The organism is Rhodococcus sp. GB-02 (assembly GCF_053470465.1).
The window spans coordinates 1,868,537-1,892,517 of the sequence record NZ_JBPUKE010000001.1 but is presented as its reverse complement, the minus strand read 5'-3'; the positions used below and the strand labels follow the sequence as shown (position 1 = coordinate 1,892,517).

Genomic DNA, 23,981 nt, shown 5'->3' with positions numbered 1-23,981 from the left:
AGCTAGGGCTTGCAGATTCGAGTGACTGCCTCGCGCAACACTTCGCGTCGGCGCGCAATCTCGTCGGCATCGACGTTCTGGTTGTCAGCCACACCGGGTGCCACCACCCAGCCGAACACAAGGCCGAACAGCATTGTTATCAAGTCCTGGGGATCCCAGTGCTTCGAGATGATGCCGTCATCCTGTGCCTTGCGGATCATGGCCATTCGCGGAACCCAACTGGAATGTTCCTCGGCCAGCTTCTTCATCCTCGGTGCCTCGCCCTGCAGTTGGCCCCAGATCATCATCCGTTGAATCTGTGGCTTGCCGAGCATGGCGTCGAACAGTTCGACGGCATGCTCGGGCATGTCTTCACCGGTGAACTCGATGGACTCCATCGCCTGCTCGAAGTCGACGTCGAGCACCGCGTGGAACAACGCGACCTTGTCGCCGAAATAGGCGTAGAGGCGCTCCTTACTGGCGTTTCCGTTCTTCGCAATCCGATCGATGCGCGCACCGGCAAGCCCGTAGGTGCCGAATTCTTCTTGCGCAGCGTCGAGGATTCGCTGTTTCGTCGCGGTCACGTCAGTGGGAGCCATAGTGATGATGGTAACCGAACGAACTATTTCGTTTGACTCATCCGAGAAGGCTGGAATACCTTTTTCCAATGACCACCACGTCCCACGTCGACGGCGGCACTCTGCCACCGATCCCGGCTGTCTCCGAGAATCCGAATCATCAACGTCGCTGGCTGGTGCTCTGCATCGTCGCGTTCGCTCAACTCATGGTGGTGCTCGACGGCACCATCGTCTCCATCGCCCTACCGGCGGCCCAGGAGGAACTGGGCATCAGCGACCTTGACCGCGCGTGGGTGGTCACGTCGTACGCCTTGGCGTTCGGTGCGCTGCTGCTCCTCGGCGGACGTATCGCCGACTACTGGGGCCGCAAGCGATCCTTCATCGTCGGCATGGCGGGCTTCGCGGTTGCCTCCGGCATCGGCGGCATCGCGCAGAGCGGTATCGAACTGTTCATCGCCCGCGCCGGCCAGGGCGTCTTCGCAGCATTGCTCGCGCCCGCTGCGCTGTCGATGCTCACCACCACCTTCATCGGAGAGAAGGAGCGCGCCAAGGCTTTTGCCGTCTATGGCGCGATCTCCGGCGGTGGCGCTGCCATCGGACTGCTCCTCGGCGGAGTGCTGACGCAGTACGTCGACTGGCGCTGGTGCCTGCTCGTCAACATCCCGATCGCGCTGATCGCCATCGCTGCAGCCGTCCCGATCGTCAAGGAAACCAAAGCGCACGGTGACACGAGCTACGACCTTCCCGGCGCTGTCCTCATCGCCCTCGGGCTCGGATCACTGGTCTACGGATTCACTCGCGCCGAGCACGGCTGGGGTCAGGCGGACACTTTGCTGTTCATCGCACTGGGTCTGGTCTTCCTCGCGATCTTCGTGGTCGTCGAGAGCCGCAGCAAGAATCCGCTTCTACCGCTGAGCGTTCCGTGGCATCGTGATCGCGGCGCTGCTCTGATCGGCTCCATGCTGGTGGGCGCCGCCCTGCTCGGCGGCACGTTGTACCTGACGTTCTACCTGCAGATCGTGCTCGGATTCAGCCCGGTCATGGCCGGCGTCGGATCGCTGCCGATGGCATTCTTCATCGTCTTGGCGTCGACCATCGCAGCGCAGTTGTCCACCAAGATCGGCCCCAAGCCGCTCATGGTCGCCGGCCCGCTGGTGGCAGCAGTAGGACTGCTCATGCTGACCCAGATCGAGGTACACAGCTCCTACTGGACGCACGTGTTCCCCGGCCTCGCGATCTTCGGCTTCGGACTCGGTCTACTGATGGTGCCGATGCAGAACCTCGCACTGATCGGCGTTCCCGACCACGACGCCGGCGCTGCCAGTGCCCTGGTCAACGCCACCCTGCAGATCGGCGGCGCACTCGGCACCGCACTGTTCACCACGATCTACGCTTCGGCCAAGTCGGCCTTCACCGCCGACAACGCGGCGCCGATCCCGCCGGAAGGCATTCCTGTCGACATGTCGAATGCGACCATCCCGACCGGGGACCAATTGGCGCTACTCCCCCAGCCGGTGCAGGACTTCGTCGCCTCGATGACGGACTACTTCTTCGGCGCCGAGGTATCCGGATACTCGGCCGCATTCGGTTGGGCGGCAATCCTGTTGGCGATCATCGCACCGGTAGTGCTGGTTCTGGTCCGCGCCAAGAAGGGTGATCTGCCCGCCGAGGGTGCAGTCCACATGGGTAACCCCTGTGCGCCTTTATCAACCGCCCGCGGTTGATAAAGGCGCACAGCAGGTCAGGCCTTCTTCAACACCTCAGCCACCGGAGTGTTGCTGCGGCCGATCAACTTCTGCAGGTCACCAGACTCAGTGTCCAACGCCCCCTTGGCAATTGCAGCATCGGAATCCGCGAGAATCTCTGCGACCGGGGCAGGCAGGCCGACGCTCTCGAGAATCCCCTTGTATGCGTCCTCGCTCACGAACTGGTACGCGATCGGCTTGCCGGCAAATTCGCTGATCCTCTCGGCCAATTCGGCGTAGGTGAGCCTCTCGTCACCGCCCAACTCGTACACTGCACCTTCGTGGCCATCTGTGGTCGCGACTACTGCTGCGGCGTCGGCGTAATCCGCACGCGCCGCAGCCGCGATCTTGCCTTCCGCTCCCGCACCGACCAGTGCGCCGCGTTCGATCACACCGGCCAGGTCGTTGGTGAAGTTCTCCCAGTACCAACCGTTGCGCAACAGCGCGAACGGAATACCGCTCCGAGTGAGCACGTCCTCGGTCGCCTTGTGCTCGGCAGCAAGCTTCATCGGCGTGTCCTGAGCATTCAAGATGCTCGTGTAGGCGATGAATCCGACGCCGGCAGCCTTCGCCGCGTCGATGATGTTGGTGTGTTGCGCGAGCCGTGACCCCACTTCACTTCCCGAGATCAGCACCAGCTTGTCGACGCCCGCCAATGCGGTTTCCAACGCCGAGGCATCGGCATAGTCCGCTTGACGTACAACTACTCCGCGGGCGGCGAGGCTTTCCGCCTTCTGTGGATTGCGGACGACTGCGACGATGTCGGACGCGGCGGTTCCCCGCTCGATCAACGACTCGACTACCAGTTGTCCGAGGTTTCCGGTTGCGCCGGTGACTGCAATGCTCATGCGAACTCCCGATCCAGGTTGAAGCGTAAATGCGTTCTGCAACCATCATGCACTTATTTTTCGTAAGTGCAACACGTCGAGTTAGCGCTATGGGATCGTGCAGTAGTAGCCTGGGTTCATGACCAGCACCGACTCACCTTCACGTGCTGCCCAGACCCCTGATCCGAATGCCGACGTCGTGGACCCAACGCTCGAGGCTGACGTCTTCGCTCGCGGGTGCAACTCTCGGGCGGCATTGCAGAATGCAACCGGACGCTGGGGCGCACTCGCGCTGGCGGCATTGAACGAGGGCCCGTACCGGTTCAGTGCCCTGCGCCGACGCGTCGACGGAGTCAGCGAGCGCATGCTCTCGCAGACCCTGCAAACACTCGAGCGGGATGGCCTCGTGCACCGTGAGGTACTCGAAACCATCCCGCCAAAAGTGGAATACAGCCTGACCGAACTCGGCGCCGACGTCGCCGCAAAGATCACGGCCCTGATCGAACTACTCGAGTCGCAGGTTCCGAAAATCGTTGCGTCACAAGCGTCGTACGACGCTCGGAATCAGCTCAACTTGTCCGAGAGCTGAGCGATGAACTCGTCGAATGCGTAGGGAACGCTCAGCACCGTCGGAGCGGAAGTAGCCATGGCGTAGTCCATTCCGACCAGACGAACCAGACGGCCGTTCGACACCGAGGTCATGTTCGCGAACGGACCGAAGGACATGAGCTTGTCCAGGTTGGTGCCATCGGCGTCGACGAGAATGAAGACGTCGGCGTCGAGTGTGTCGATGGATTCCATGCCCACGGACACCGAACTGTCGCCGGAAGTGCACACTGCGTCGACACCGGGCGAGGTCTTCACCCCGAGCTGGCCGAGAAGACGGATCCGCGGGTCGGTGCCGCAGAAGACGATCAGGCCCTCGTCGGTACGCATTGCATACGTTGCGGTTTTGCCCTGGAACTGCGGGTGATCAGCGGCCTGCTTCTCGAAGTACGCCCCGGTCTCGTCGATCAGCGTCTGAGCCTGCGCCGGCTGTCCGAGCGCTGCACCGATCATGCTCATCTGCTTGTCCCACGCCGTATCCCACGGCTGGTCGGGGAACGCGACGGTCGGCGCGATGTCACTGAGGCGCTTGTACTCGCCCTCGTCGATGCCCGAGTAGACGGCGAGGATCACGTCGGGATCGAGCCCGAGGATCTGCTCGAACGGGATATCGGGATTGGTCGTCATGAGAACGGGCTTCGCACCGTTCAGACGCGAAGCGTCCCAAGGCAGAATGTTGTTCTCGATGCCGTCGCCGGAGAAGCTCTCCATGGCGACCGGGACCTTGTTCAGTGCAATCACCGAATCCTGGCCACTCCATCCGATGGTCACGATGCGCATAGGCTCCGCGTCCATCGTGGTCGAGCCGTAAGCGTGGTCGACGGTCACGGGGAACGCCCCCGCCTCGGCGGCACCCGAAGCTTCGGTGTCCGATCCGGCGTCACCTGAGGTTCCACAGGCGGAGAGCGTCAGCGCGACGCAAGCCGCGAGCAGTACGGAACGAGTTTTCATGAGTGGTCCTTCGAAAGCCGGATGGTCGACTCGGGACGCTAATGCGTTGCGCGCCTACACCCCGACTCGAAGGCCTCAGATGGCGGTTTCGCAACACAACTCGACACAAAAGACGAAAAACCCCGTGCGTCTTTCCGGTAGTGCGAACTACCGAAAAGGCGCACGGGGCCGAAGGCCCTGCCGTCAGAAGTTGATCATGTGGCCGGCGAGGCCGTGGATCGCTTCCTGCAGTGCCTCACTGAGTGTGGGGTGGGTGTGGACGTTACGTGCCAACTCGTTGACCGTGAGGTCCCACTTCTGGGCCAAGGTCAGCTCGGGCAGCAGTTCCGAAACGTCCGGTCCGATGAGGTGCCCGCCGAGCAGTTCGCCGTACTTCTTGTCGGCGATCAGCTTGACGAAACCGGTCGGGTCACCGAGACCGTGTGCCTTGCCGTTGGCAGCGAACGGGAAGTTCGCGACCTTGACGTCGTAGCCCTCGGCTTTGGCCTGCTCCTCGGTCAAACCGAACGAGGCGACCTGCGGCTGGCAGAACGTCGCACGCGGCATCATCCGGTAGTCACCGAGTGTCTGCGTCTCCGCGCCGCCGATGGTCTCGGCAGCGACGACAGCCTGAGCTTCCGCGACGTGCGCGAGCTGCAGCTTGGCGGTGACGTCACCGATGGCGAAGATGTGCGGGACGTTGGTGCGCATGTAGTCGTCGATCGCGATGGCGCCGCGATCGGTCAACGCGACACCGGTGTTCTCGAGACCGAAGCCCTCCACGCGCGGTGCGAAGCCGACGGACTGCAGAACCTTGTCGACGACCACGGTCTCGATCTCGCCGGACTTGTTGTCCTTGATCGAGACGGTGACCTTGCTGCCGTCGTCGCTGATGGACTGCACAGCGGCACCGGTCTTGATGGTGACGCCGAGCTTCTTGTACTGCTTGGCGATTTCCTTCGAGACGTCGGCGTCCTCGTTGGGCAGTGCCCGATCGAGGAACTCGACGATCGTGACGTCGACGCCGTAGTTCTTGAGGACGTAACCGAACTCCATGCCGATCGCGCCGGCACCGACGATCAGGATCGAACCCGGAAGGTCACGGGTGAGGATCTGCTCTTCGTAGGTCACGACGTTCTCGCTCAGCGAGGTGCCGGGCAGCAGCTTGGTGTACGAACCCGTCGCGATGATCGCGTTGTCGAACGTGATCGTCTCGGTGCCACCCTTGCTCAGCTCCACGCTGATGGTGTTGGCGTCGACGAACGTGCCCTTGCCGTCGTACTCCGGGATCTTGTTCTTCTTCATCAAGAAGTGAATGCCCTTGACTCGCCCGTCCGCGACCTTGCGGCTGCGATCGAAAGCGGAGCCGAAATCGAAGGACACGTCTCCGGACATGCCGAACGTCTTCGCTTCTTTCGTGAAGATGTGCGCGAGTTCGGCGTTACGGAGAAGCGCCTTGGACGGAATGCAGCCGACATTCAGGCATACACCGCCCCAGTACTTCTGCTCGATGATGGCGGTGCTCAGGCCCAGTTGTGCCGCGCGGATAGCAGCGACGTACCCACCGGGGCCGGCTCCGAGGACAACGACGTCATAGTGTGAGGTCACGATTCACCAGGGTAGTCCTGCATCGTTTCGCTGTCCCCAGATGGTCGCATTACCCGTCGGTAGCCCACACTTCTCGGGCAACTCGGGCGAAATTTCCGCCGTACACGGCCTCGATCGACGGCTCGTCGAAGCCCCGCTCACGCAATACCTGATCAAGTGTCAGCACGTCCTCCGGAGGAGTCCACTGCAGTGGCCCCCACGCGGTGTACGCCTCGGAGAACGACGACGGGTTCTGCTCGATCTCTTCGCGGAAGTCGTCGGCGTCGAAGGAGAAGTCGGAGCCGATCCCGACGTGATCGATGCCGACGAGTCCGACAGCCTCTTCGATGTGGTCGGCCATCGCGGACAGCCGAGCCTGGTCGTCATCCGGTCCGTTGACGCCGAGGAATATGCCCACGCCGTTGATCCCGATGACGCCGCCGGTCTCCGCACACGCTCTGGCCTGATCGTCGGTGATGTTGCGCGGATGCTCCCACAACCTTCGGAGGTTCGAGTGGCTGTAGATCATTGCTCGCTGGGTGATAGCTGAGATGTCCAACCCCGTCTGTACCGAACAATGTGAGCCGTCGACCGTCATTCCGACGCGATTCATCTCGGCAACCAGGTCACGACCGTATCCGCTCAACCCCGTGTCCGCCAGGTCCAAGCAGCCGCAGCCGGCAGCGTTCATGTAGTTGTACGTCGGCAACATCGAGCGGACTCCGAGGTCGTAGAAGTACGAGACGTTGGCTAGGTCTCCCTCCAGCGGATTCGAGTCCTCCAGGTCGAAGGCCAGGGCAATTCCGCCGGACTCCTGAACCTCGACGACGTCGTCGACAGTGAAGACAGGGGTTATCTCCGGAAACTCGACCCGCGCCTGCCACGCGAAACTCTTGGCGATTGCCGTCGAGTCCGCGCGAGTCTGCGGCGAGTAACCGACGTTCACCGAAACGTAACTCCCCGCTGGGCGCTGATATCGGAGAAGATCTTCGACAGACGCGTTCGACTGCAGAGGTAGGCAACAGTGTTGTTCCCATAGTGGATATGTCCGGTTCACTCACTAATCCCGTCGATGATCAGGGAAATTCACCTGAAACTGGTCGTACGTTCAGCAAATCTCTGGTTCACTGGCGGATAACGCACCGATGCGGTAGAACTTACAAGACTCACACGCCCTGTATCTATCGGCAGAGCATGTACCAGCAGGAATTCCCGCACGGGAACAGCAACAAAGGACCGTTCACTCCTGGGCGGATTCGAAGGAATTTTAGGTGGAGGTTTCTGAACGTATGCGTGCTCGCACTTTCAAGCGTGGCCGTCTGGTCGCCGCTGTAGCCGCAGTATCCGTGCTGCCGATGCTGATCAGCCCTGCCGTCTCGTCCGCAGGTGGAGATCCGTCGACCACCACGGCAACTGTAGCCAAGGTAAACACAACGGGTTCCAAGCTCTCGAGCCGCACGGACAACGGGCGCATCGCCACCATCAAGGTGTACTCCCCTTCCATGGAACGCGATATTCCGCTCGAGGTCATCGTCCCAGCAGACGGCAGCGAACCCCGCCCGACGCTCTACCTGCTCAACGGTGCGGGCGGCGGCGAAGACCGGGCGACCTGGCAGCGTCAGACCGACGTCAACGAGTTCTTCGCTGACAAGAACGTCAACGTCGTGACCCCGCTCGAAGGCGCATTCAGCTACTACACCGACTGGGTGAACGACGACCCGTCCCTCGGCCGTCAGAAGTGGCAGACGTTCCTGACCCAGGAACTCCCGCCCGTCATCGACGCCGAGTTCAACACCAACGGCGTCCAGTCGATCTCCGCGATCTCCATGACCGCGACCTCGGTCCTCAACCTCGCCATCGCAGCTCCGGGCCTCTACAAGGGCGTCGGCGCGTACAGCGGATGCGCTGAGACCAGCACACCGGTCGGCCAGTCCTCCATCGAACTGGTTGTGGGCATGCGCGGCGACGCTGACGTGACCAACATGTGGGGCCCCCTCGACGGACAGGGTTGGATCGACAACGACCCCGTCGTCAACGCCGAGAAGCTCCGCGGCACCGAGCTCTTCATCTCCACCGGCTCCGGACTCCCCGGCCCACACGACACCCTGAACAACGAGGCGATCAACGGACAGGTCGGCACACTCGCCAACCAGGTGATCGTCGGCGGCATCATCGAGGCAGCAGTCAACTACTGCACCCACAACCTCGCCTACCGCCTCAACGATCTCAAGATCCCGGCCACCTTCGACTTCAAGCCGACCGGCACCCACTCGTGGGGCTACTGGGAAGACGATCTCCACAACTCCTGGCCGATGCTCGCTCGTTCGATGGGCATCTGACCGAAATCGTTCCGGCTCGACCCCGCTCCCTGCACTTCCGGGAGCGGGGTCGAGTCCTTGTCTGGGCCGATTCGAGGGTTAATTCGGGGGTTAATTCCGGGGCCAATTCAATTGTCAGGCAATCGAATCGCGTCACTTTCTGCGCCGCTCTGCTTTACTGACACATAATAAAAAGTGAACCTGTTCCAGTAAGGGCTCACAGGCACTTCGATCCGTTCCGGATCCGAAGACATTCAGGTGGAGGATCCGAACGTATGCGTGCTCGAATTTTCAAGCGTGGCAGTGTGATCGCAGCTCTCGCAGTGGCCACGGTGCTGCCGATGCTGGTCAGTCCGGCGACAGCTTCTGCGGGCGGTGACACGTCCGGATCGCACGTCGTGAGCAACACCAAGACCGGCGACCGCAAGGTCACCATCTCGGTCTTCTCCCCGGCGATGGATCGCAACATCCCGCTCGAGGTCATCCTCCCAGCGGATGGCAGCGAACCCCGCCCGACGCTCTACCTGCTCAACGGTGCAGGCGGCGGCGAGGACTCGGCGACCTGGCAACGCAAGACCGACGTCATGAACTTCTTCCAGGACAAGAACGTCAACGTCGTCACACCGCTCGAAGGCGCATTCAGCTATTACACCGACTGGGTGAACGACGATCCGGTTCTCGGTCGTCAGAAGTGGCAGACGTTCCTGACCAAGGAACTCCCGCCCGTCATCGACGCCGAGTTCAACACCAACAAGGTGCAGTCCATCTCCGCGATCTCCATGACCGCGACCTCGGTCCTCAACCTCGCCATCGCGGCTCCCGGCCTCTACAAGGGCGTCGGTGCATACAGCGGATGCGCCGAGACCAGTACTCCCGTCGGTCAGAGTGCGATCGAACTTGTCACAGGTACCCGCGGCGGAGCTGACATCACCAACATGTGGGGCCCGCTCGACGGTCAGGGCTGGAAGGACAACGATCCGGTCCTCAACGCCGAGAAGCTCCGCGGCACCGAGCTCTACGTCTCCACCGGCTCCGGACTCCCCGGCCCACACGACACTCTCGCCAATCCCGCGATCAACGGTCAGGTCGGTGCGCTCGCCAACCAGGCGATCGTCGGCGGCATCATCGAGGCAGCAGTCAACTACTGCACCCACAACCTCGCCTACCGCCTGAGCGACCTGAAGATCCCGGCCACCTTCGACTTCAAGCCGACCGGCACCCACTCGTGGGGCTACTGGCAGGACGATCTCCACAACTCCTGGCCGATGCTCGCTCACTCCCTGGGCGTCTGACCCGATTCGTTCTCACTCGACCCCGCTCCAGTGTTTCGGGAGCGGGGTCGAGTGCTGTCGGGAGCGAGCAGTAAGAATGGACGTATGACTTCCGATCAGCAGCCCACCACCGGCGACGACCCCTACCTCTGGCTCGAAGACGTGACCGGTGAGTCTGCACTCGATTGGGTCCGTCAGCACAATGCCGTGACCGAGGAGCAGCTCACCGACAACGAGCGCTTCGATCGACTGCAGAGCGACGTGCGCGAGATCCTCGATACCGACGCGCGAATCCCCTACGTCCGCCGTCGAGGTGAGTTCCTCTACAACTTCTGGCGCGACAGCACCCACGTTCGCGGATTGTGGAGACGCACGACGTTCGATCAGTACGTCACCGACGACCCGGAATGGGACGTCCTCGTCGACCTCGACGCCCTGGCCGAGGCCGAGGGCGAGAACTGGGTCTGGAAGGGCACGCAACTTCTACGCCCGCACCGCAACCGTGCATTGATCAGCCTCTCCCGCGGTGGGGCAGACGCGGCGGTCGTTCGCGAGTTCGACATCGAGAAGCGCGAGTTCCTCGCTCCCGAGGGCGAGAATCCCGGCTTCTACCTTCCCGAGGCCAAGACCGACATCGACTGGATCGACATCGATACCGTCTACGTCGGAACGGATATCGGACCAGGGTCGCTCACCGATTCCGGATATCCCCGTCTGGCCCAACGGTGGAAGCGCGGCACTCCCCTCTCCAGCGCCGAGACCGTCTACGAGGGCCAGACCACCGACGTGGCCATCTCGGCTTCGCACGATCCGACGCCCGGGTTCGAACGGGACTTCGTCACTCGCTCGGTCGATTTCTACAACTCTCAGCATTTCGAAGTTCGCCCCGACGGTGAACTGGTGCTCGTGGACGTCCCCGAGGACGCCGGTATCTCGATTCACCACGAGTGGTTGTTGATCCGCACCAAGTCCGTGTGGGTCGTCGAGGACACCGAATATCCGACCGGCGCACTGCTTGCCATCCGCTACGACGATTTTCTTGCCGGCTCACGAGCACTGACATCGATCTTCGAACCCGACGCACATTCCTCGCTCGAGCACTACACCTGGACACGCGATCATCTGATTCTCGTGGTACTGACCGACGTGCGCACCACGCTGCGCATCCTGACGCCGGGCGAAAACGGCTGGGAGGATGGACCTTTCGAAGGACTTCCAGAACTGACCAGTATCGAAATTCTCGACACCGACCCCGATGTCAGCAACGAGTACTTCGTCAATTCGAGTGGATACACCTCCCCTGCAACTCTTCTGCACGGCGTGATCGGCGAAACCGAACCCACTGCACTCAAGCAAGCTCCCGCGTTCTTCGACGCCGAGGACATCACCACGGAGCAGTTCTTCGCCACCTCCGCCGACGGCACCCTCATCCCCTATTTCGTGGTCCGCAATCCGCGTAGCGAGCCCGGCCCCACCCTGCTCTACGGGTACGGCGGATTCGAGATCTCGCTGACGCCGTCGTACAGCGGTTCTCTGGGCCGTGCCTGGTTGACGCAGGGCGGAACCTATGTGGTTGCGAACATTCGTGGTGGCGGCGAGTACGGACCCGGTTGGCACACACAGGTTCTCAAGGCTGGGCGCCACAAGGTGCACGAAGACTTTGCTGCCGTCGCGAGAGACCTCGTCGATCGCGGAATCACGACCCCGGATCTTCTGGCAGCTCAGGGCGGAAGCAACGGCGGCCTGCTGATGGGCATCATGCTGACCAAGTACCCCGAACTCTTCGGCGCCATCGTCTGCCAGGTCCCGCTGCTGGACATGCGTCGATTCCATCTCCTGCTGGCCGGCGCGTCCTGGATGGCCGAATACGGTGACCCCGATGTCCCGGAGGAGTGGGCATTCATCTCGGAGTATTCGCCGTATCAGAACATCGACGCCGCCGCGTCGTACCCACCGATCCTGATCGCGACATCCACCCGCGACGACCGCGTCCACCCCGCGCATGCCCGCAAGATGGCCGCACGGCTGGAAGAGCTGGGCAAGCAGGTGCTGTATTTCGAGAACATCGAGGGTGGCCACGGCGGCGCCGCGGACAATGCTCAGCTGGCCTTCAAGACCGCGCTGACCTACGAGTTCCTCTGGCAGAAACTCGGCTGATCTTTCAGCGGTCGCGCAACCACGCGACGACGCGCTCGCTCACAGCGGTGGGATTGCGTATCCAACCGTTGTGACCGAGTGGTTCGTCGATGTGCGTCATCGTCACTTGGGCCCTGGAGAGCTTGTCCACCAGGTTCTTTGCCGACCGGCGTGGAGCGAGATCGTCCCCTTCGATCGTGATCGACAGAACCGGCAAGGTCAGGCGGGCGATCCGCTCCTCGTAGTCGATATCCGCACCGATGGGTTCCATGCGACCGGTCCTGGCGAACCGTGCCCAATCGGTGATCAGTACTTTCGACTGTCGACCGAAGCCGCCGACGTTGACCCGGTCTCCCGGCCAGAAGCCGGCAATGTTGGCTGTCACCGACATCGCGGACGAACCCAGATAGAGTCCGGGCGCACGGATTCCGGGGAATCCGCGGTGATACGGCGATCCGGAGGCAACCAGGATCAGTCCGCCGAGCCGGCCCCGAATCCTCGACGCGTACATGACCCCGATCTGGCCGCCCATGCTGTGCCCCATCAGAAATGGTGTGCTGGCCGGAAACCGCTCGCGCACCACCTCGAACGTCGCCGGACAATCGATCGAGACCAGTTCCTGATATCCGAAAGCACTCGACGCGCTCGGGCGCGGTTTGCTGTCACCTTGGCCGCGCAGTTCACCGATGGCCGCATTGAAGCCGGCTTCGACCAGGGCCTGCGCCACCGGATCGTAGAACCCGGCGGGAACTCCGAGCCCGGGCAACATCACCACCACGGGTGCGTCGTCGTTCGGTCCGGGAAACAGACGGATCGGGGTCACGGTGCCGTCGGGGAGTTGGATCGGTACGGTCTCCATTCAACTCACACTAACCACCCACGCCGCGGATGGGCAGAGCCCACGCGCCGACTATTCGAGGCTTCCCACGATCAGCGGATCCGGAGTACCCACGATCTCGTAATCCTTGTTGTCGTAATCGAACTGACTGAGCACGTGACGCATCGCGTTTATCCGCGCGCGTTTCTTGTCGTTGCTCTTGATGACGGTCCACGGAGCGGTGGCGGTATCGGTGAACCGGATCATCTCTTCCTTCGCCGCCGTGTACGCATCCCACTTGTCCAGAGAAGCGATGTCCATCGGCGAAAGCTTCCACTGCCGCACGGGATCGACCTGTCTGATCGCGAACCGCGTGCGCTGCTCCAGCGGTGAAACCGAGAACCAGAACTTGATCAAGCTGATGCCGTCGTCGACGAGCATCTGCTCGAACAACGGCACCTGGCGCAGAAATCGCTCGTGCTCCTCGTCGGTGCAGAAACCCATGACCCGCTCGACCCCGGCCCGGTTGTACCAAGATCGATCGAACATCACCAGTTCCCCGGCGGCGGGAAGGTGCTGCACGTAGCGCTGGAAGTACCACTGCGTCGACTCGCGAGCCGACGGCTTCTCCAGCGCGACGACGCGAGCGCCACGAGGATTGAGGTGCTCCATGAATCGTTTGATCGTTCCGCCCTTACCGGCAGCGTCGCGTCCTTCGAACACGATGGCGTGCCGTGCGCCGGTTTCTTTCGACCAGTTCTGCAGCTTGAGGAGTTCGATCTGCAGCAGACGCTTGGACATTTCGTACTCGTCCCGAGGCATCCGTGCGTCGTACGGGTAGCCCTCCCGCCAGGTGTCGACCTCGAAACCGTCCGGCGACGTCAGCAGCACCGGATCGTCGTCGTCATTGTCGTCGACGGTGAAGGCGGCGGTGTCGGCCAGATCGACGGCGGTCGAGAGATCCGCGAAGGCGCTGAGGAACGGTCGGCGTTCTGCTAAATCGGTCACCGCCGACAAGTTAGTCTCCCGCAGCAACCGTTCGGTGAAGCTGGGATGAACTACCGGGGTATGACACGACGGGCTCAAAAGATCAGGGTGCAGATCGGGGTCGTCCCCGATGGTGCCTGATGCGATCTCGCTTCAGAATTGAAGCATGACATTCGAAAGCAACACACCTCGCCCCTTCACCCGTTCCAACGACAAGAAAATGTTCGCCGGAGTGTGCGGCGGAATTGCAGATTACTTCGGCGCCGACGTCAATCTTGTCCGTCTACTCGCCGTTATCGCCGCTATTTGCACGGGGGGAACCGCGGCATTGGTATATCTCGCCGCCTGGATGCTCATGCCATTAGGGTGAGAATTCCGGCAATTGACATGGCGAGAATTACGCGCCGACAAAAAGTATTTCGGGGCCTACGCGCCAACACGAGCAGGCCCCGAAATCAACAATCTACTTGGCGGCCTTCAGCTCTCCACCGCTGAGCGCAGCGAGGGCCTCGAGACCCTTGACGGCCAGGCCACTGACGCTGCCCAACCAAGATGTTCAGTGGTTCACTTGGGACGAGGAAATGACGCCAATCCGAAAACTCAGGGAATGACAGGCGGCGTAAAGCCGGGGGTGCCGAGAGATTATCTTTCGACCAACTCACGATTTTGGTCGGAAACTGCCTGCAGAAGCGTCGTGAACCCCACCCGCAATAATTCGATGTAGTGCTCGATATCCGGCATCGTCTCTCGCGAGACGATGACATTGAGCGTCAGAGAACCTCCACGCGCAGCAATGAGGAAGTGGCGCAGAATGTCTCCGTCGACCGGCGCCTGCCCGCCGAGAACTGCCACCGCCGGCGCACCTTCGAAGACATTGCCGTCGACCGATACCGGGACATTGCTGATCGTCGTGTTCTGAATGACCTTGTGCGAAGGGTCAAGCTTGTTGATCCGACGCGAGAGACCGGTGAGTCTGAGCAGAGCCGCGGGCGAGGTTTCGATGCGTGTGCCGTAACGACGGACGGCTGGGTGCGAACTCCGCCCTTTGGCCCTCAACGCCGAATCTCTGATCAGTGTCAGCCGCTCGACCGGATCTTCGACGTCCGTGTGCAGATCGACCGTCAACAGCGCCAGTTGGTTGGCCGACTCCCATTCGGCTATCTGCCGCATCGATCGGGGAACCATCGCTGCCAACCCACTGCCTGATTTCTCGCCCTTCTCCGACAGGTATGCGTCGAGAGCGCCGGCGACGACGGTCAGGAAGATGTCGTTGACCGTCACGTCCGGAACGGCCGCTCGGATCGCTTTGATGTCTGCGCCGTCCAGCGTCAGGAAATCGATCGTGATGTCTCCGCCCAGCATGCCGTTGAATCGGGTCGGCAGGCGGTCGGCCGAGTACGTAGGTAGCTCTCCGGCCTCTTCCGCCTCCCGAACCGTCTCGGCCGCAACCTTTGTCACGGACAGACCCCGGCCGAAACGGATCGCCTGGCCGGGCAAACCCACGACCGTGCGCCCGATCAAGTCCAGCGACGAAAGCCCCGAACCGGCACGCTTCGTCTCCGGCTTCGGCGGACCGGAGAAGAGAAGGTTGGTCAGATCGCGGATCGCCAGACCGTCACCGGCCCCGTGGTGGGTCTTGAGCATGATCAGCGTCAGATTGCCCGGTAGCTCGTCGATCCCGTGCACTCCGGTCATGACGTGCAACTCCCAGGGCGGCCGGGACAAGTCCATCGGCTCACCGAGCGAGCGCCCGAGCAATTCACGAACCGGCGCCCACCCGGCAACCGGGGCACGATGGACGTGCACGTGATCATCGACGTCGAAATCGGCCGGGACCCAATAGGGATAGTCCAGATCCAGCGGAACTCGCTGGAGTCGACTCGTGAACAGTGGCCAGTATCCGAATCTTTCGGTGATCCACCGAACCGCGTCGTCGTGCGTCATCTCTGCGAGCGGATGGCCCGTCGTGTCGAAGAAGTAGGCGCAGACCATGTGGCTCAGATGTCCGCCGGACTCGTTGTAGACGAACTCCGCGTCTCGCGGCCCCATCTGAGATACCGCGGCTGGCAACGAGTTCCGAAAGATCATGCATGCCCCTCAATTCCGACGCTGAACGAATGTCCGAATTGTAGCGAGCTGACATGCCGATCCTCTGGGTTCTGCTCGGAATCGTTGGGTATCACCGGATCCAGCAATCGGAAAAGGTGCCTGTGATTCCGATCGATCAGGAGGCAACCTCTTGGTTAGGTGAATCCGCAGTCTGCATCGCGGCAGCCGCTGCCAAATCATCGAAACTTGCTCGCAGTAGTTCGATGTAATGGTGGAGATCGGGCATGGTCGCGGTGTCCGCAATGACGTTGAGGGTCAGTCCCCCACCCGCTGCGGCGACCATGAAATGCCGTAGCCCGTCGCCGTCAACCGGGGGCTGGGTTGCCAGCACCGCTGCACCCGGTGCACCGTTCAACGTCAGCCCTTCAACAGAGAGCGGAATATTGCTCACCATTGTGTGCTGGTAGCGGGGACGAGTGACATCGTGGGAATTCCTACTTCGCGCAAAAGCAATGAATCTCAGCAGGAATGCCGGCGCCGTTTCGATCGCGGCGTCCACACGGCGAGTGGCAGGGTGGGAAGTACGTACCTTCTCCGAACGCGAGGATTCCGCGATGAGTGCCAATCGTTCCAGCGGCGCCGCAACGGACGTGTGCATATCGACTGACAAGGTCACCAGTTGATTGGCAGACTGCCACTCCTCGACCTTGCGCATCGAGCGCGGCACCATTGCCACCAAGGATCCCCCTGGCGGCTCACCATTTTCTGTCAGATACCGCGACAGCGCACCACCGACGATCGCCAGGAGAACATCGTTGACAGTGGCGCCTGGAACTGCGTGTTTGACCCCACCGATTACGGCACCTGGAAGGGTCAATTGCTGCAGCGTTCCCGATCCGCTGACTTTGCCGTTGAACCTGGTAGCCGGACGTTCGTTGAGGCTCTCGACCCATTCACCGGCCGATTGGGCCGCGTTCGCAGCGCGTTGAGCAGCGCGATTCCCAGGAACGCTCCGGGCGAATCTGAACATCTGGCTGGGAATGCTCGCCAACGATTCGAGGAGTACACGCACCTTCAATAGTCGAGGTACTGGAACGTGTCGGGCGGCTCGCTCTTCGCCCGAGAAGATGGATTCCCCCAACATCCGGATTGCTATCCCATCCGCTGCGCTGTGGTGGGACTTGAGCACTACGGCGGTCAGCCTCCCGTCCAGATCGTCGAGACCTTCGATTCCGTTGAAGAAGTGCAACTCCCATGGCGGACGGGTCAAGTCCATCCGTGAAGTCATCAAAGCACTCAAAGGCTTCTCGAGTGATGCCCAACCAGGCTCCGTGAGGTCTGTGACGTGTACGTGGTCACGGATGTCGAAGTCATTGACGGGCATCCAGTACGGATGATCGAGTCCGAGCGGGATACGACGTACCTTGTGGGTGAACATTCGATGGTGGCCGAGCCGTGCGGTCACCCATTCGACTGCTTGCTCGCGCGAGAACTCCGACTCAGGGCGCTGAGAAGTATCGAAGAAATACACCCCTATCAAATGCCCCAGATGGCCGTCCGCCTCGTTGTAGATGAAATCGGCATCACGCGAGCTCAACCGCGCCAACTGCACCGCAAATTTGCTGGGCAATCGCATCGACACTACCTCGTCTCACTGCATCGGTAATCGTGACCGGAACTCGAAACCGAACGATCCCCGAGGCGTACGTCAGCCTCGGGGATCATTCGGACTCGGTGGCGTATTCCAATTCAGACTCCACCAAGAATTTCCTACTTCGGATTCTGAAGCATCTTGCTTCCGGCGGAGGTGAGGCCCGCTGTGTCGATAACCCATTGCACGATCGAAGTCAGGTATCTTTCAAGCATTGTGCATTTCCTTTCATCACACTGGGAAGGACGAAAGCGCGTTCAGGTATTTCCCGATCGTGCCCACGAGATCAACCGACCCGAAATTGACGAGATCGGACAGGTACGTCAATGATCCGTTCAACATTTCTTTCTCCTCTTCGGATTAGGTGCCGGCTATGGAGCCGAGGCCGGATTGGATCGATCCGGCTGACGCAGCGGATCCTGTGACACCCAGTTCAATGAAGGAAGAGATAGCTGCGAAAGCTCCCTCGATAATTCCCTTGAGAGCCGCCAAGGGCAACTGGACCGAGTTCGCGTCAATGCTGCCGACCGCGTCGATCAAACTTGCTGTATCCACTGTACTTCCACACTCCTTGGAATTCGTTCGTTCGGGTTTCGAAAAGAAAAACAGCGGAGTCCATCAGATCTGCGTGGCCGTTATCCAAACACGCGGGTCTTGACGATTCCGAATTACGGCAGAGGGGGAACCTGCCACCCCAGGTCGATCGACGACATTATCGGCGCGAAAATGATGCCCGCAATGACCGACTTGATCAACCCTCCCATTTCGCCTTCGAGCACATCAGCGACCGATCCCAAACTACCCATCATTCACTCCCACTGTCAGAAAGATCCTCGGAAATTGAAACTATCGATCAGCTGAGTTCGATAGCGGATACCAACGAGCCTGTGCCGGCCTCTACGCCCGGCAGCATCGACCCGCTCCATGTGTTGGCCAGCAGATCGGTGAACAATTGCGCAGTCGCTTGGAGGAACATGACGATCATACTGATTCCCACCCTTTCGTAGGTCTTGGTTTACTCATAGGACGTTTACATCGGACCGCTTGCAGTAGCCCACAAAGAACTGGTCCGAGCAGCAAAGAGAAAGATTTTGCAAACCAGGTAACCGATATCCTTCGGGGCGTACGCGCCCTTTCGCGGCTGTGGGGTGACATCAAGGTAGTGCAGAAGAGCCCGATTTGGGGAACTTTCGGCTAAACATTTTGAAGCTTTCTGAAACCTGTTCCATTTTTGCAGGTCGCGGGCCCGATCCGGCCACAATTTCTACTGAAGTCCATCAACACACCGCACTCAATAGCTTGGGTAACGCGGCACTACACACTGCAACGTATCTGCCGACGAGTGCAATCGATCTGTCTACCAATACCGTTCGACTACGCAATCCGAAGGTGAAACCATCCCGCGAAAGTACTAGTACTAGAGGACGTTTCAACTCCGGCGCACCGACAAAAGTGCTAGCCCTCAACCATACAAGTCCGAACGGCTATGACTGCCAATAAGATTGAATCACGTTGCTGGATCACCAGATGATCTGAGCACAGGAATGTCTGTGGAGGAAACCAAGTCCACAGTCGCGCATCACAGCTGACCGAGAGACGTGACCGCCTGTGCCAATTTGCACGGACGGCCACGTTCTCGCCGCATATCACCGCCGCGACCAATTGGACTAATTCACGACGGAGGCAGAGCATCCAATGTTAGTGAAGCGTGCCGGCGCCCGCATTGAGTGCCGGGTAACTTCCAACCGCCCCCGTGATGTCGTCAGACGGAACACAAGAGGTAGATGCACTGACTGGAATCACAACGGCTACTCCGTTCGCCTTGAAGCTGAAGTAGTTATTCGCAAAGTTACCGAACTCGGCTGCGGTTCCCGAAGTAGAGAGTTTTACATCGAACACCGGAGACGTCGTCACAACGGTGATCTGAGGTGCCTTGAATGTCGTGCTCGGGCCGACTCCAAACTTCCCAAGAGTAATAATTCCGCCTGAAGCCGAAACAGTAGGACTACCCGAACTGATATTCGTACCCGAACTCGTCTTGGTCGCGCTTGTCAACGTCGCGGTATTGTACGAGAGCTTGTACTGAATATCACTCAATCCCTTGAAAGTGTAACCCGGGAACGAGCTCGGCGTAGTCTGGTCCCCGAATTGGATTGTGTAGGTATTCGGCTGACCGGCCGGCGCAACGACCGTGTGGTCAACGGTGACAGAAAGGTTTTCCAACTGCGCAACATTTCCAGGTGAACCGGCCCAACACGCGTTCTTAAAGCTTGTTGTCGTGGGCCCCGCTGTTGCCGACGCCGGAGCAACGGCCGCGAACACCAAACCTGCTGATGCAGCTACAGCTGCGAGACCAATCGTAGTACGTCGCGCCAGTGATACAGTCATGTTCTTCACTCCTATTTCCTCGTAAGGCGGTTTGATCGAACTGCCTGTCCGACGCGGTTACGCTCGCAGCGTTCCGTGTCGTCAGTTCCCCCTACCCGCGGATATCCCGGGTGGAAGTCATCGACTCGTAGCCGAGTCAGATATGGCAACAGATGCAGTCATCCACTCCGGCCTTTAATCAACACGCAGTGGATCCATTCATTAAACTCACCTGTATCGTGAAGAATTTAACAACAATATTAGATAAGCTTCACCGCCCGGCCGAAGACGCCAGAGATAAATATTCCATTATATACGCAGAGCAACGAATCGTTCCCTCAAATATTCCAATCACGATTTCGAGAAATTGAAATTTGCAACCCATAGAAAATAGTACTTGTATAAACCAAAAGGCATAGACATGAATCCATCTGCTTCGATACATTTCAATTGCTTCGGACCGGAACTTTCCTCCTCGATGCGCAATACTGTAACCCAGATCACTGCAACATGTATCAGTTTTGTGAAGATTTTCGGAAATAGTCTATTTTAGTTGCATTTTTCCACCAAAAGAACTAGTTGATTTCACACTAAAGCCTTACTTAATTCAATCATCTGTTGGATATGTTGGCACTAAAGTTTTAGCACTAAAGAACTTGTCCAACGGTCGTAAACCGATGCGATTGACCGCCGTTAGGATGCCGTCTCCAGACAAGCAAAAGCCCGGCCCACCGAATGGTGGGCCGGGCTCTAGGAGCTAGGTGGAGATGGACTCAGAAGTCCATGCCGCCCATGCCGCCGGTCGGATCGCCTGCAGGCGCTCCGGCCTTCTCGGGCTTGTCAGCGACAACGGCTTCGGTCGTCAGGAACAGAGCCGCGATGGACGCTGCGTTCTGCAGTGCCGAGCGGGTGACCTTGACCGGGTCGTTGATGCCTGCAGCGAGCAGGTCGCCGTACTCGTTGGTCGCAGCGTTGAGGCCGTGACCTGCGGGCAGGTTGGAGACCTTGTCCGCAACAACGCCGGGCTCGAGGCCAGCGTTGAATGCGATCTGCTTGAGCGGAGCGGACAGTGCAACGCGAACGATGTTCGCGCCGGTTGCCTCGTCACCTTCGAGCTTGAGGTCGTCCAGTGCGGGAGCTGCCTGGAGAAGTGCAACGCCACCACCGGCGACGATGCCCTCTTCGACGGCTGCCTTTGCGTTACGCACTGCATCTTCGATGCGGTGCTTGCGCTCCTTGAGCTCGACCTCGGTAGCAGCGCCGGCCTTGATGACTGCAACGCCGCCGGCCAGCTTGGCCAGACGTTCCTGCAGCTTCTCACGGTCGTAATCCGAGTCGCTGTTCTCGATCTCGGCGCGGATCTGGCTGACACGACCGGCGATTGCGTCGGCGTCGCCGGCACCCTCGACGATGGTGGTCTCGTCCTTGGTGATGACGACCTTGCGTGCCTGGCCGAGGAGCTCGAGGCCTGCGGTCTCCAAGGAGAGTCCGACCTCTTCGCTGATGACCTCGCCACCGGTGAGGATGGCGATGTCGGCGAGCTGAGCCTTACGACGGTCACCGAAGCCGGGAGCCTTGACGGCAACAGACTTGAAGGTGCCACGGATCTTGTTGACCACGAGGGTGGAGAGAGCTTCGCCCTCGACGTCCTCGGCGATGATCAGGAGCGGCTTGCCGGACTGGATGACCTTCTCCAGCAGGGGCAGCAGATCCTTGACCGTGGAGATCTTGGAGCTGACGAGCAGGATGTACGCGTCTTCGAGGACGGCTTCCTGACGCTCTGCATCGGTGGCGAAGTACGCCGAGATGTAGCCCTTGTCGAAGCGCATGCCCTCGGTGAGCTCGAGCTGCAGGCCGAAGGTGTTGGACTCCTCGACCGTGATGACGCCTTCCTTGCCGACCTTGTCCATAGCCTCGGCGATGAGCTCACCGATGGACGGGTCGCCGGCGGAAATACCGGCGGTAGCAGCGATCTGCTCCTTGGTGTCGATCTCCTTGGCGGTCTCGAGCAGGCGAGCTGTGACAGCCTCGACAGCCTTCTCGATGCCGCGCTTGAGGCCGAGCGGGTTCGCGCCGGCTGCGACGTTGCGCAGACCTTCACGGACCAGAGCCTGTGCGAGAACGGTAGCGGTGGTGGTGCCGTCGCCAGCGACGTCGTCAGTCTTCTTGGCGACCTCCTTGACGAGCTCGGCGCCGATCTTCTCGTACGGGTCGTCGAGTTCGATCTCCTTGGCGATGGAAACACCATCGTTGGTGATCGTGGGGGCGCCCCACTTCTTTTCGAGAACGACGTTGCGACCCTTGGGGCCCAACGTCACCTTGACAGCGTCGGCGAGGGCGTTGAGGCCTCGCTCGAGGCCACGACGTGCCTCTTCGTCGAACGCGATGATCTTTGCCATTGCGAAGTGATCCTCCGGATAGGGGGTGACACACAAGGTGACCGCTCGTCGGGTCACCTCATCGGCACAAGGCGACCGTTTGACCAGTCACCTCATTACACGGGCGACCGATTTGCCTGGTCACCCATCTACGCCTGTGGTCTAGTCAGTGCCCGCGACGGACGACCGGGGGTGTCTATGGTTCCCGGTCTCACTGCCTCGACCTGGCACTCACGGTTCGCGAGTGCCAACTGCATTTTTAGCACTCGAGCGTGCCGAGTGCAAGGTTGAGCCTCAGCCCGCGATGCAGAACTGTCCGTTACTCAAATTGACCGCAAACGAGAGCACTCCGACGCAGTCGACGCCGTTGGCATCGGCCGTAGCGCCCGCTCCGTAACCGGCGATGGCGAAGGTGACATTTCCGTCAGCCGCCCCGGCCCGCGCGATACCGCCGCCGAGTGCAAATGCCTGCGCCTGACCGTTACCGCGAGAAGCCCCCAGCGCGGTTCCGAAGCCGTTGGCATATGAATTTGAGTAGCCGTTGTCGGCGGCGACGCTCACAGCGGTACCGCTCTCGGCGGCACCGGCCTGCGAACGGCCGGCTCCGACGGACTGCGCGCCGCAGCTCGCGGTCTCGGAGACCTGGATGTCATTGGCCGACGGCGGCGAGACACACGTGACGGGGGCTGCCGAAGCAGCTCCCGCACCGGTCAGCGCCAGCCCGGCGGCGAGCCCCATACCTACAGTCATCACAGCCCCTGTTCTCGCCAGGCGGCCCCCCAACCGACTACTGGAAATTCCGCTGACTCGAGAGGATGAGCGGCGGAACCAGACTGACGAGATCAAGGGCATAGAAACTCCTTCGTGGAACAAGTTCATTGGATTCGGGCGCGAGAGTACCCGCTCGAGTGAAGTCCGTCACCCCCGCCTGGTCAAGCCTCGAGGACGACCCCGAGAAGGGCCGGAAGATCCGCGACCGAATCGATGACGTGGTCGGGCTTCTGAACCGAGAGGTCGAGCACTGTTTGCCGAAACTTGCCTGTGCGCACCAGAACTCCGGTCAGGCCGACCCGCTGTGAGGAGAGGACGTCCCCGATCAGATCGTCGCCGACCATCACCGTCGCCTCAGGTTCGACATGCATCAGCTCCGTGGCTGTAAGGAACCCCGTGAGAGACGGTTTACCCACCGCGGCGATATTTACACCCGCCACTTCCTCGAAGCCGGGCAAGTACGTTCCGGTGTCGATTCGAAGGCCACCTGACGTCTCCCACATCATCCCGCGGTGCATCGCGACGACGGGCACTCCGGCGAGCAGTAGTTCGAGCACTCTGCTCAGCGCCTCGTGGGTGAACTCCGGGCCGGCGCCGCCGAGAATCACGACCTCGGGATCGGCGTCGTCGAATTCGATTCCCTCGAGATCGGCGGACACGTCACCGTGATTGAGTACCCACGCCCTCGCGTCCGGGTACGTCGCCCGCACGTACTCCCCCGTGAGCCTGGCGGCAGTAACTATCTGGCTCGCCTCCACCTCGATACCGGCGTCGCACAACCCCTGCGCGATGAGTGTCGAACTGCGCGAGGTGGTGTTGGTCAGAAACCCACAGGCCAATCCGCGCCGCCGAACTTCGCGTACTGCTTCCCCTGCTCCCTCGATCGGCTGCCAGGACGTGAGCAGGACTCCGTCGATATCGAACAGAACACCTTCGATGTCGGCCATTGCACCAGCCTATATTCGCCATCGAGGTCCTGCCGAG

21 protein-coding genes are annotated in these 23,981 nt (G+C 60.7%); 6 read left to right on the top strand and 15 right to left on the bottom strand.

Annotation, left to right across the window (positions count from 1 at the left end):
- Nucleotides 1-2: 2 nt before the first annotated feature.
- Nucleotides 3-578 (bottom strand): TetR family transcriptional regulator, encoded by a 576-nt coding sequence (locus ACSW29_RS09035; protein WP_448277085.1) that lies wholly within the window; start codon nt 576-578, stop codon nt 3-5.
- 68 nt (nt 579-646) lie between these two features.
- Between ACSW29_RS09035 and ACSW29_RS09030 the strand changes: the two genes are divergently transcribed.
- The gene (locus ACSW29_RS09030) at nt 647-2,281 is read left to right on the top strand and encodes an MFS transporter (protein WP_448277084.1); all 1,635 of its coding nucleotides are present in this window, start codon (nt 647-649) and stop codon (nt 2,279-2,281) included.
- Nucleotides 2,282-2,298: 17 nt separating this feature from the next.
- On the opposite strand, the gene ACSW29_RS09025 is transcribed toward ACSW29_RS09030, so the two are convergent.
- On the bottom strand, nt 2,299-3,150 hold the full coding sequence (locus ACSW29_RS09025) for an SDR family oxidoreductase (protein ID WP_448277083.1): 852 nt from the start codon (nt 3,148-3,150) through the stop codon (nt 2,299-2,301).
- A 118-nt stretch (nt 3,151-3,268) separates the two neighbouring features.
- Between ACSW29_RS09025 and ACSW29_RS09020 the strand changes: the two genes are divergently transcribed.
- Nucleotides 3,269-3,718: a winged helix-turn-helix transcriptional regulator gene (locus tag ACSW29_RS09020; protein ID WP_007735410.1), complete on the top strand. Its 450-nt coding sequence runs from the start codon at nt 3,269-3,271 to the stop codon at nt 3,716-3,718.
- On the opposite strand, the gene ACSW29_RS09015 is transcribed toward ACSW29_RS09020, so the two are convergent.
- The 3 genes from ACSW29_RS09015 to ACSW29_RS09005 all read right to left on the bottom strand — a co-directional run bounded on the left by ACSW29_RS09015 (nt 3,694) and on the right by ACSW29_RS09005 (nt 7,309).
- Nucleotides 3,694-4,686, bottom strand: coding sequence for an iron-siderophore ABC transporter substrate-binding protein (locus ACSW29_RS09015; RefSeq protein WP_448277082.1), 993 nt, complete (start codon nt 4,684-4,686; stop codon nt 3,694-3,696). The genes ACSW29_RS09020 and ACSW29_RS09015 overlap by 25 nt on opposite strands.
- A 183-nt stretch (nt 4,687-4,869) precedes the next feature.
- The gene (lpdA, locus tag ACSW29_RS09010; protein ID WP_003941477.1) at nt 4,870-6,273 is read right to left on the bottom strand and encodes a dihydrolipoyl dehydrogenase; all 1,404 of its coding nucleotides are present in this window, start codon (nt 6,271-6,273) and stop codon (nt 4,870-4,872) included.
- A 49-nt stretch (nt 6,274-6,322) separates the two neighbouring features.
- The gene (locus ACSW29_RS09005) at nt 6,323-7,309 is read right to left on the bottom strand and encodes a dipeptidase (protein WP_448277081.1); all 987 of its coding nucleotides are present in this window, start codon (nt 7,307-7,309) and stop codon (nt 6,323-6,325) included.
- Nucleotides 7,310-7,541: 232 nt separating this feature from the next.
- Between ACSW29_RS09005 and ACSW29_RS09000 the strand changes: the two genes are divergently transcribed.
- The 3 genes from ACSW29_RS09000 to ACSW29_RS08990 all read left to right on the top strand — a co-directional run bounded on the left by ACSW29_RS09000 (nt 7,542) and on the right by ACSW29_RS08990 (nt 11,998).
- On the top strand, nt 7,542-8,591 hold the full coding sequence (locus tag ACSW29_RS09000) for an alpha/beta hydrolase (RefSeq protein WP_448277422.1): 1,050 nt from the start codon (nt 7,542-7,544) through the stop codon (nt 8,589-8,591).
- A 254-nt stretch (nt 8,592-8,845) separates the two neighbouring features.
- On the top strand, nt 8,846-9,862 hold the full coding sequence (locus ACSW29_RS08995; protein ID WP_230816855.1) for an alpha/beta hydrolase: 1,017 nt from the start codon (nt 8,846-8,848) through the stop codon (nt 9,860-9,862).
- A gap of 84 nt (nt 9,863-9,946) precedes the next feature.
- The gene (locus ACSW29_RS08990; RefSeq protein ID WP_448277080.1) at nt 9,947-11,998 is read left to right on the top strand and encodes a prolyl oligopeptidase family serine peptidase; all 2,052 of its coding nucleotides are present in this window, start codon (nt 9,947-9,949) and stop codon (nt 11,996-11,998) included.
- 4 nt (nt 11,999-12,002) lie between these two features.
- Here the strand turns inward: ACSW29_RS08990 and ACSW29_RS08985 are convergent, their stop codons facing one another.
- Together ACSW29_RS08985 and ppk2 are read right to left on the bottom strand one after the other, a co-directional pair.
- Nucleotides 12,003-12,836: an alpha/beta hydrolase family protein gene (locus tag ACSW29_RS08985; protein WP_446837375.1), complete on the bottom strand. Its 834-nt coding sequence runs from the start codon at nt 12,834-12,836 to the stop codon at nt 12,003-12,005.
- Nucleotides 12,837-12,887: 51 nt separating this feature from the next.
- Nucleotides 12,888-13,802, bottom strand: coding sequence for a polyphosphate kinase 2 (gene ppk2, locus ACSW29_RS08980; RefSeq protein ID WP_007733731.1), 915 nt, complete (start codon nt 13,800-13,802; stop codon nt 12,888-12,890).
- Nucleotides 13,803-13,947: 145 nt separating this feature from the next.
- On the opposite strand from ppk2, the gene ACSW29_RS08975 reads away from it, so the two are divergent.
- Entirely contained in the window at nt 13,948-14,151 is a 204-nt protein-coding gene (locus ACSW29_RS08975) for a PspC domain-containing protein (protein WP_003941534.1), read from the top strand.
- Nucleotides 14,152-14,423: 272 nt separating this feature from the next.
- On the opposite strand, the gene ACSW29_RS08970 is transcribed toward ACSW29_RS08975, so the two are convergent.
- The 8 genes from ACSW29_RS08970 to ACSW29_RS08935 form a co-directional block, all read right to left on the bottom strand.
- On the bottom strand, nt 14,424-15,869 hold the full coding sequence (locus tag ACSW29_RS08970; protein ID WP_448277079.1) for a wax ester/triacylglycerol synthase domain-containing protein: 1,446 nt from the start codon (nt 15,867-15,869) through the stop codon (nt 14,424-14,426).
- Between the two features lie 136 nt (nt 15,870-16,005).
- The gene (locus ACSW29_RS08965) at nt 16,006-17,466 is read right to left on the bottom strand and encodes a wax ester/triacylglycerol synthase domain-containing protein (RefSeq protein WP_448277078.1); all 1,461 of its coding nucleotides are present in this window, start codon (nt 17,464-17,466) and stop codon (nt 16,006-16,008) included.
- Nucleotides 17,467-17,841: 375 nt separating this feature from the next.
- Entirely contained in the window at nt 17,842-18,036 is a 195-nt protein-coding gene (locus ACSW29_RS08960) for a hypothetical protein (RefSeq protein WP_347871515.1), read from the bottom strand.
- A gap of 298 nt (nt 18,037-18,334) precedes the next feature.
- Nucleotides 18,335-18,466 carry a hypothetical protein gene (locus ACSW29_RS08955; protein ID WP_255246887.1) on the bottom strand — a complete coding sequence of 44 codons (132 nt, stop codon included), beginning with the start codon at nt 18,464-18,466 and terminating at the stop codon, nt 18,335-18,337.
- A gap of 713 nt (nt 18,467-19,179) precedes the next feature.
- A complete protein-coding gene (locus tag ACSW29_RS08950) occupies nt 19,180-19,878 on the bottom strand; it encodes a hypothetical protein (protein WP_042951134.1) in 699 nt (232 codons plus the stop codon).
- A 743-nt stretch (nt 19,879-20,621) separates the two neighbouring features.
- On the bottom strand, nt 20,622-22,247 hold the full coding sequence (gene groL / locus ACSW29_RS08945) for a chaperonin GroEL (RefSeq protein WP_003941476.1): 1,626 nt from the start codon (nt 22,245-22,247) through the stop codon (nt 20,622-20,624).
- Nucleotides 22,248-22,520: 273 nt separating this feature from the next.
- Nucleotides 22,521-23,078: a DUF6764 family protein gene (locus ACSW29_RS08940; RefSeq protein WP_019744475.1), complete on the bottom strand. Its 558-nt coding sequence runs from the start codon at nt 23,076-23,078 to the stop codon at nt 22,521-22,523.
- Between the two features lie 80 nt (nt 23,079-23,158).
- Nucleotides 23,159-23,944 carry an HAD-IIA family hydrolase gene (locus tag ACSW29_RS08935; protein WP_064443292.1) on the bottom strand — a complete coding sequence of 262 codons (786 nt, stop codon included), beginning with the start codon at nt 23,942-23,944 and terminating at the stop codon, nt 23,159-23,161.
- Nucleotides 23,945-23,981 lie beyond the last annotated feature (37 nt).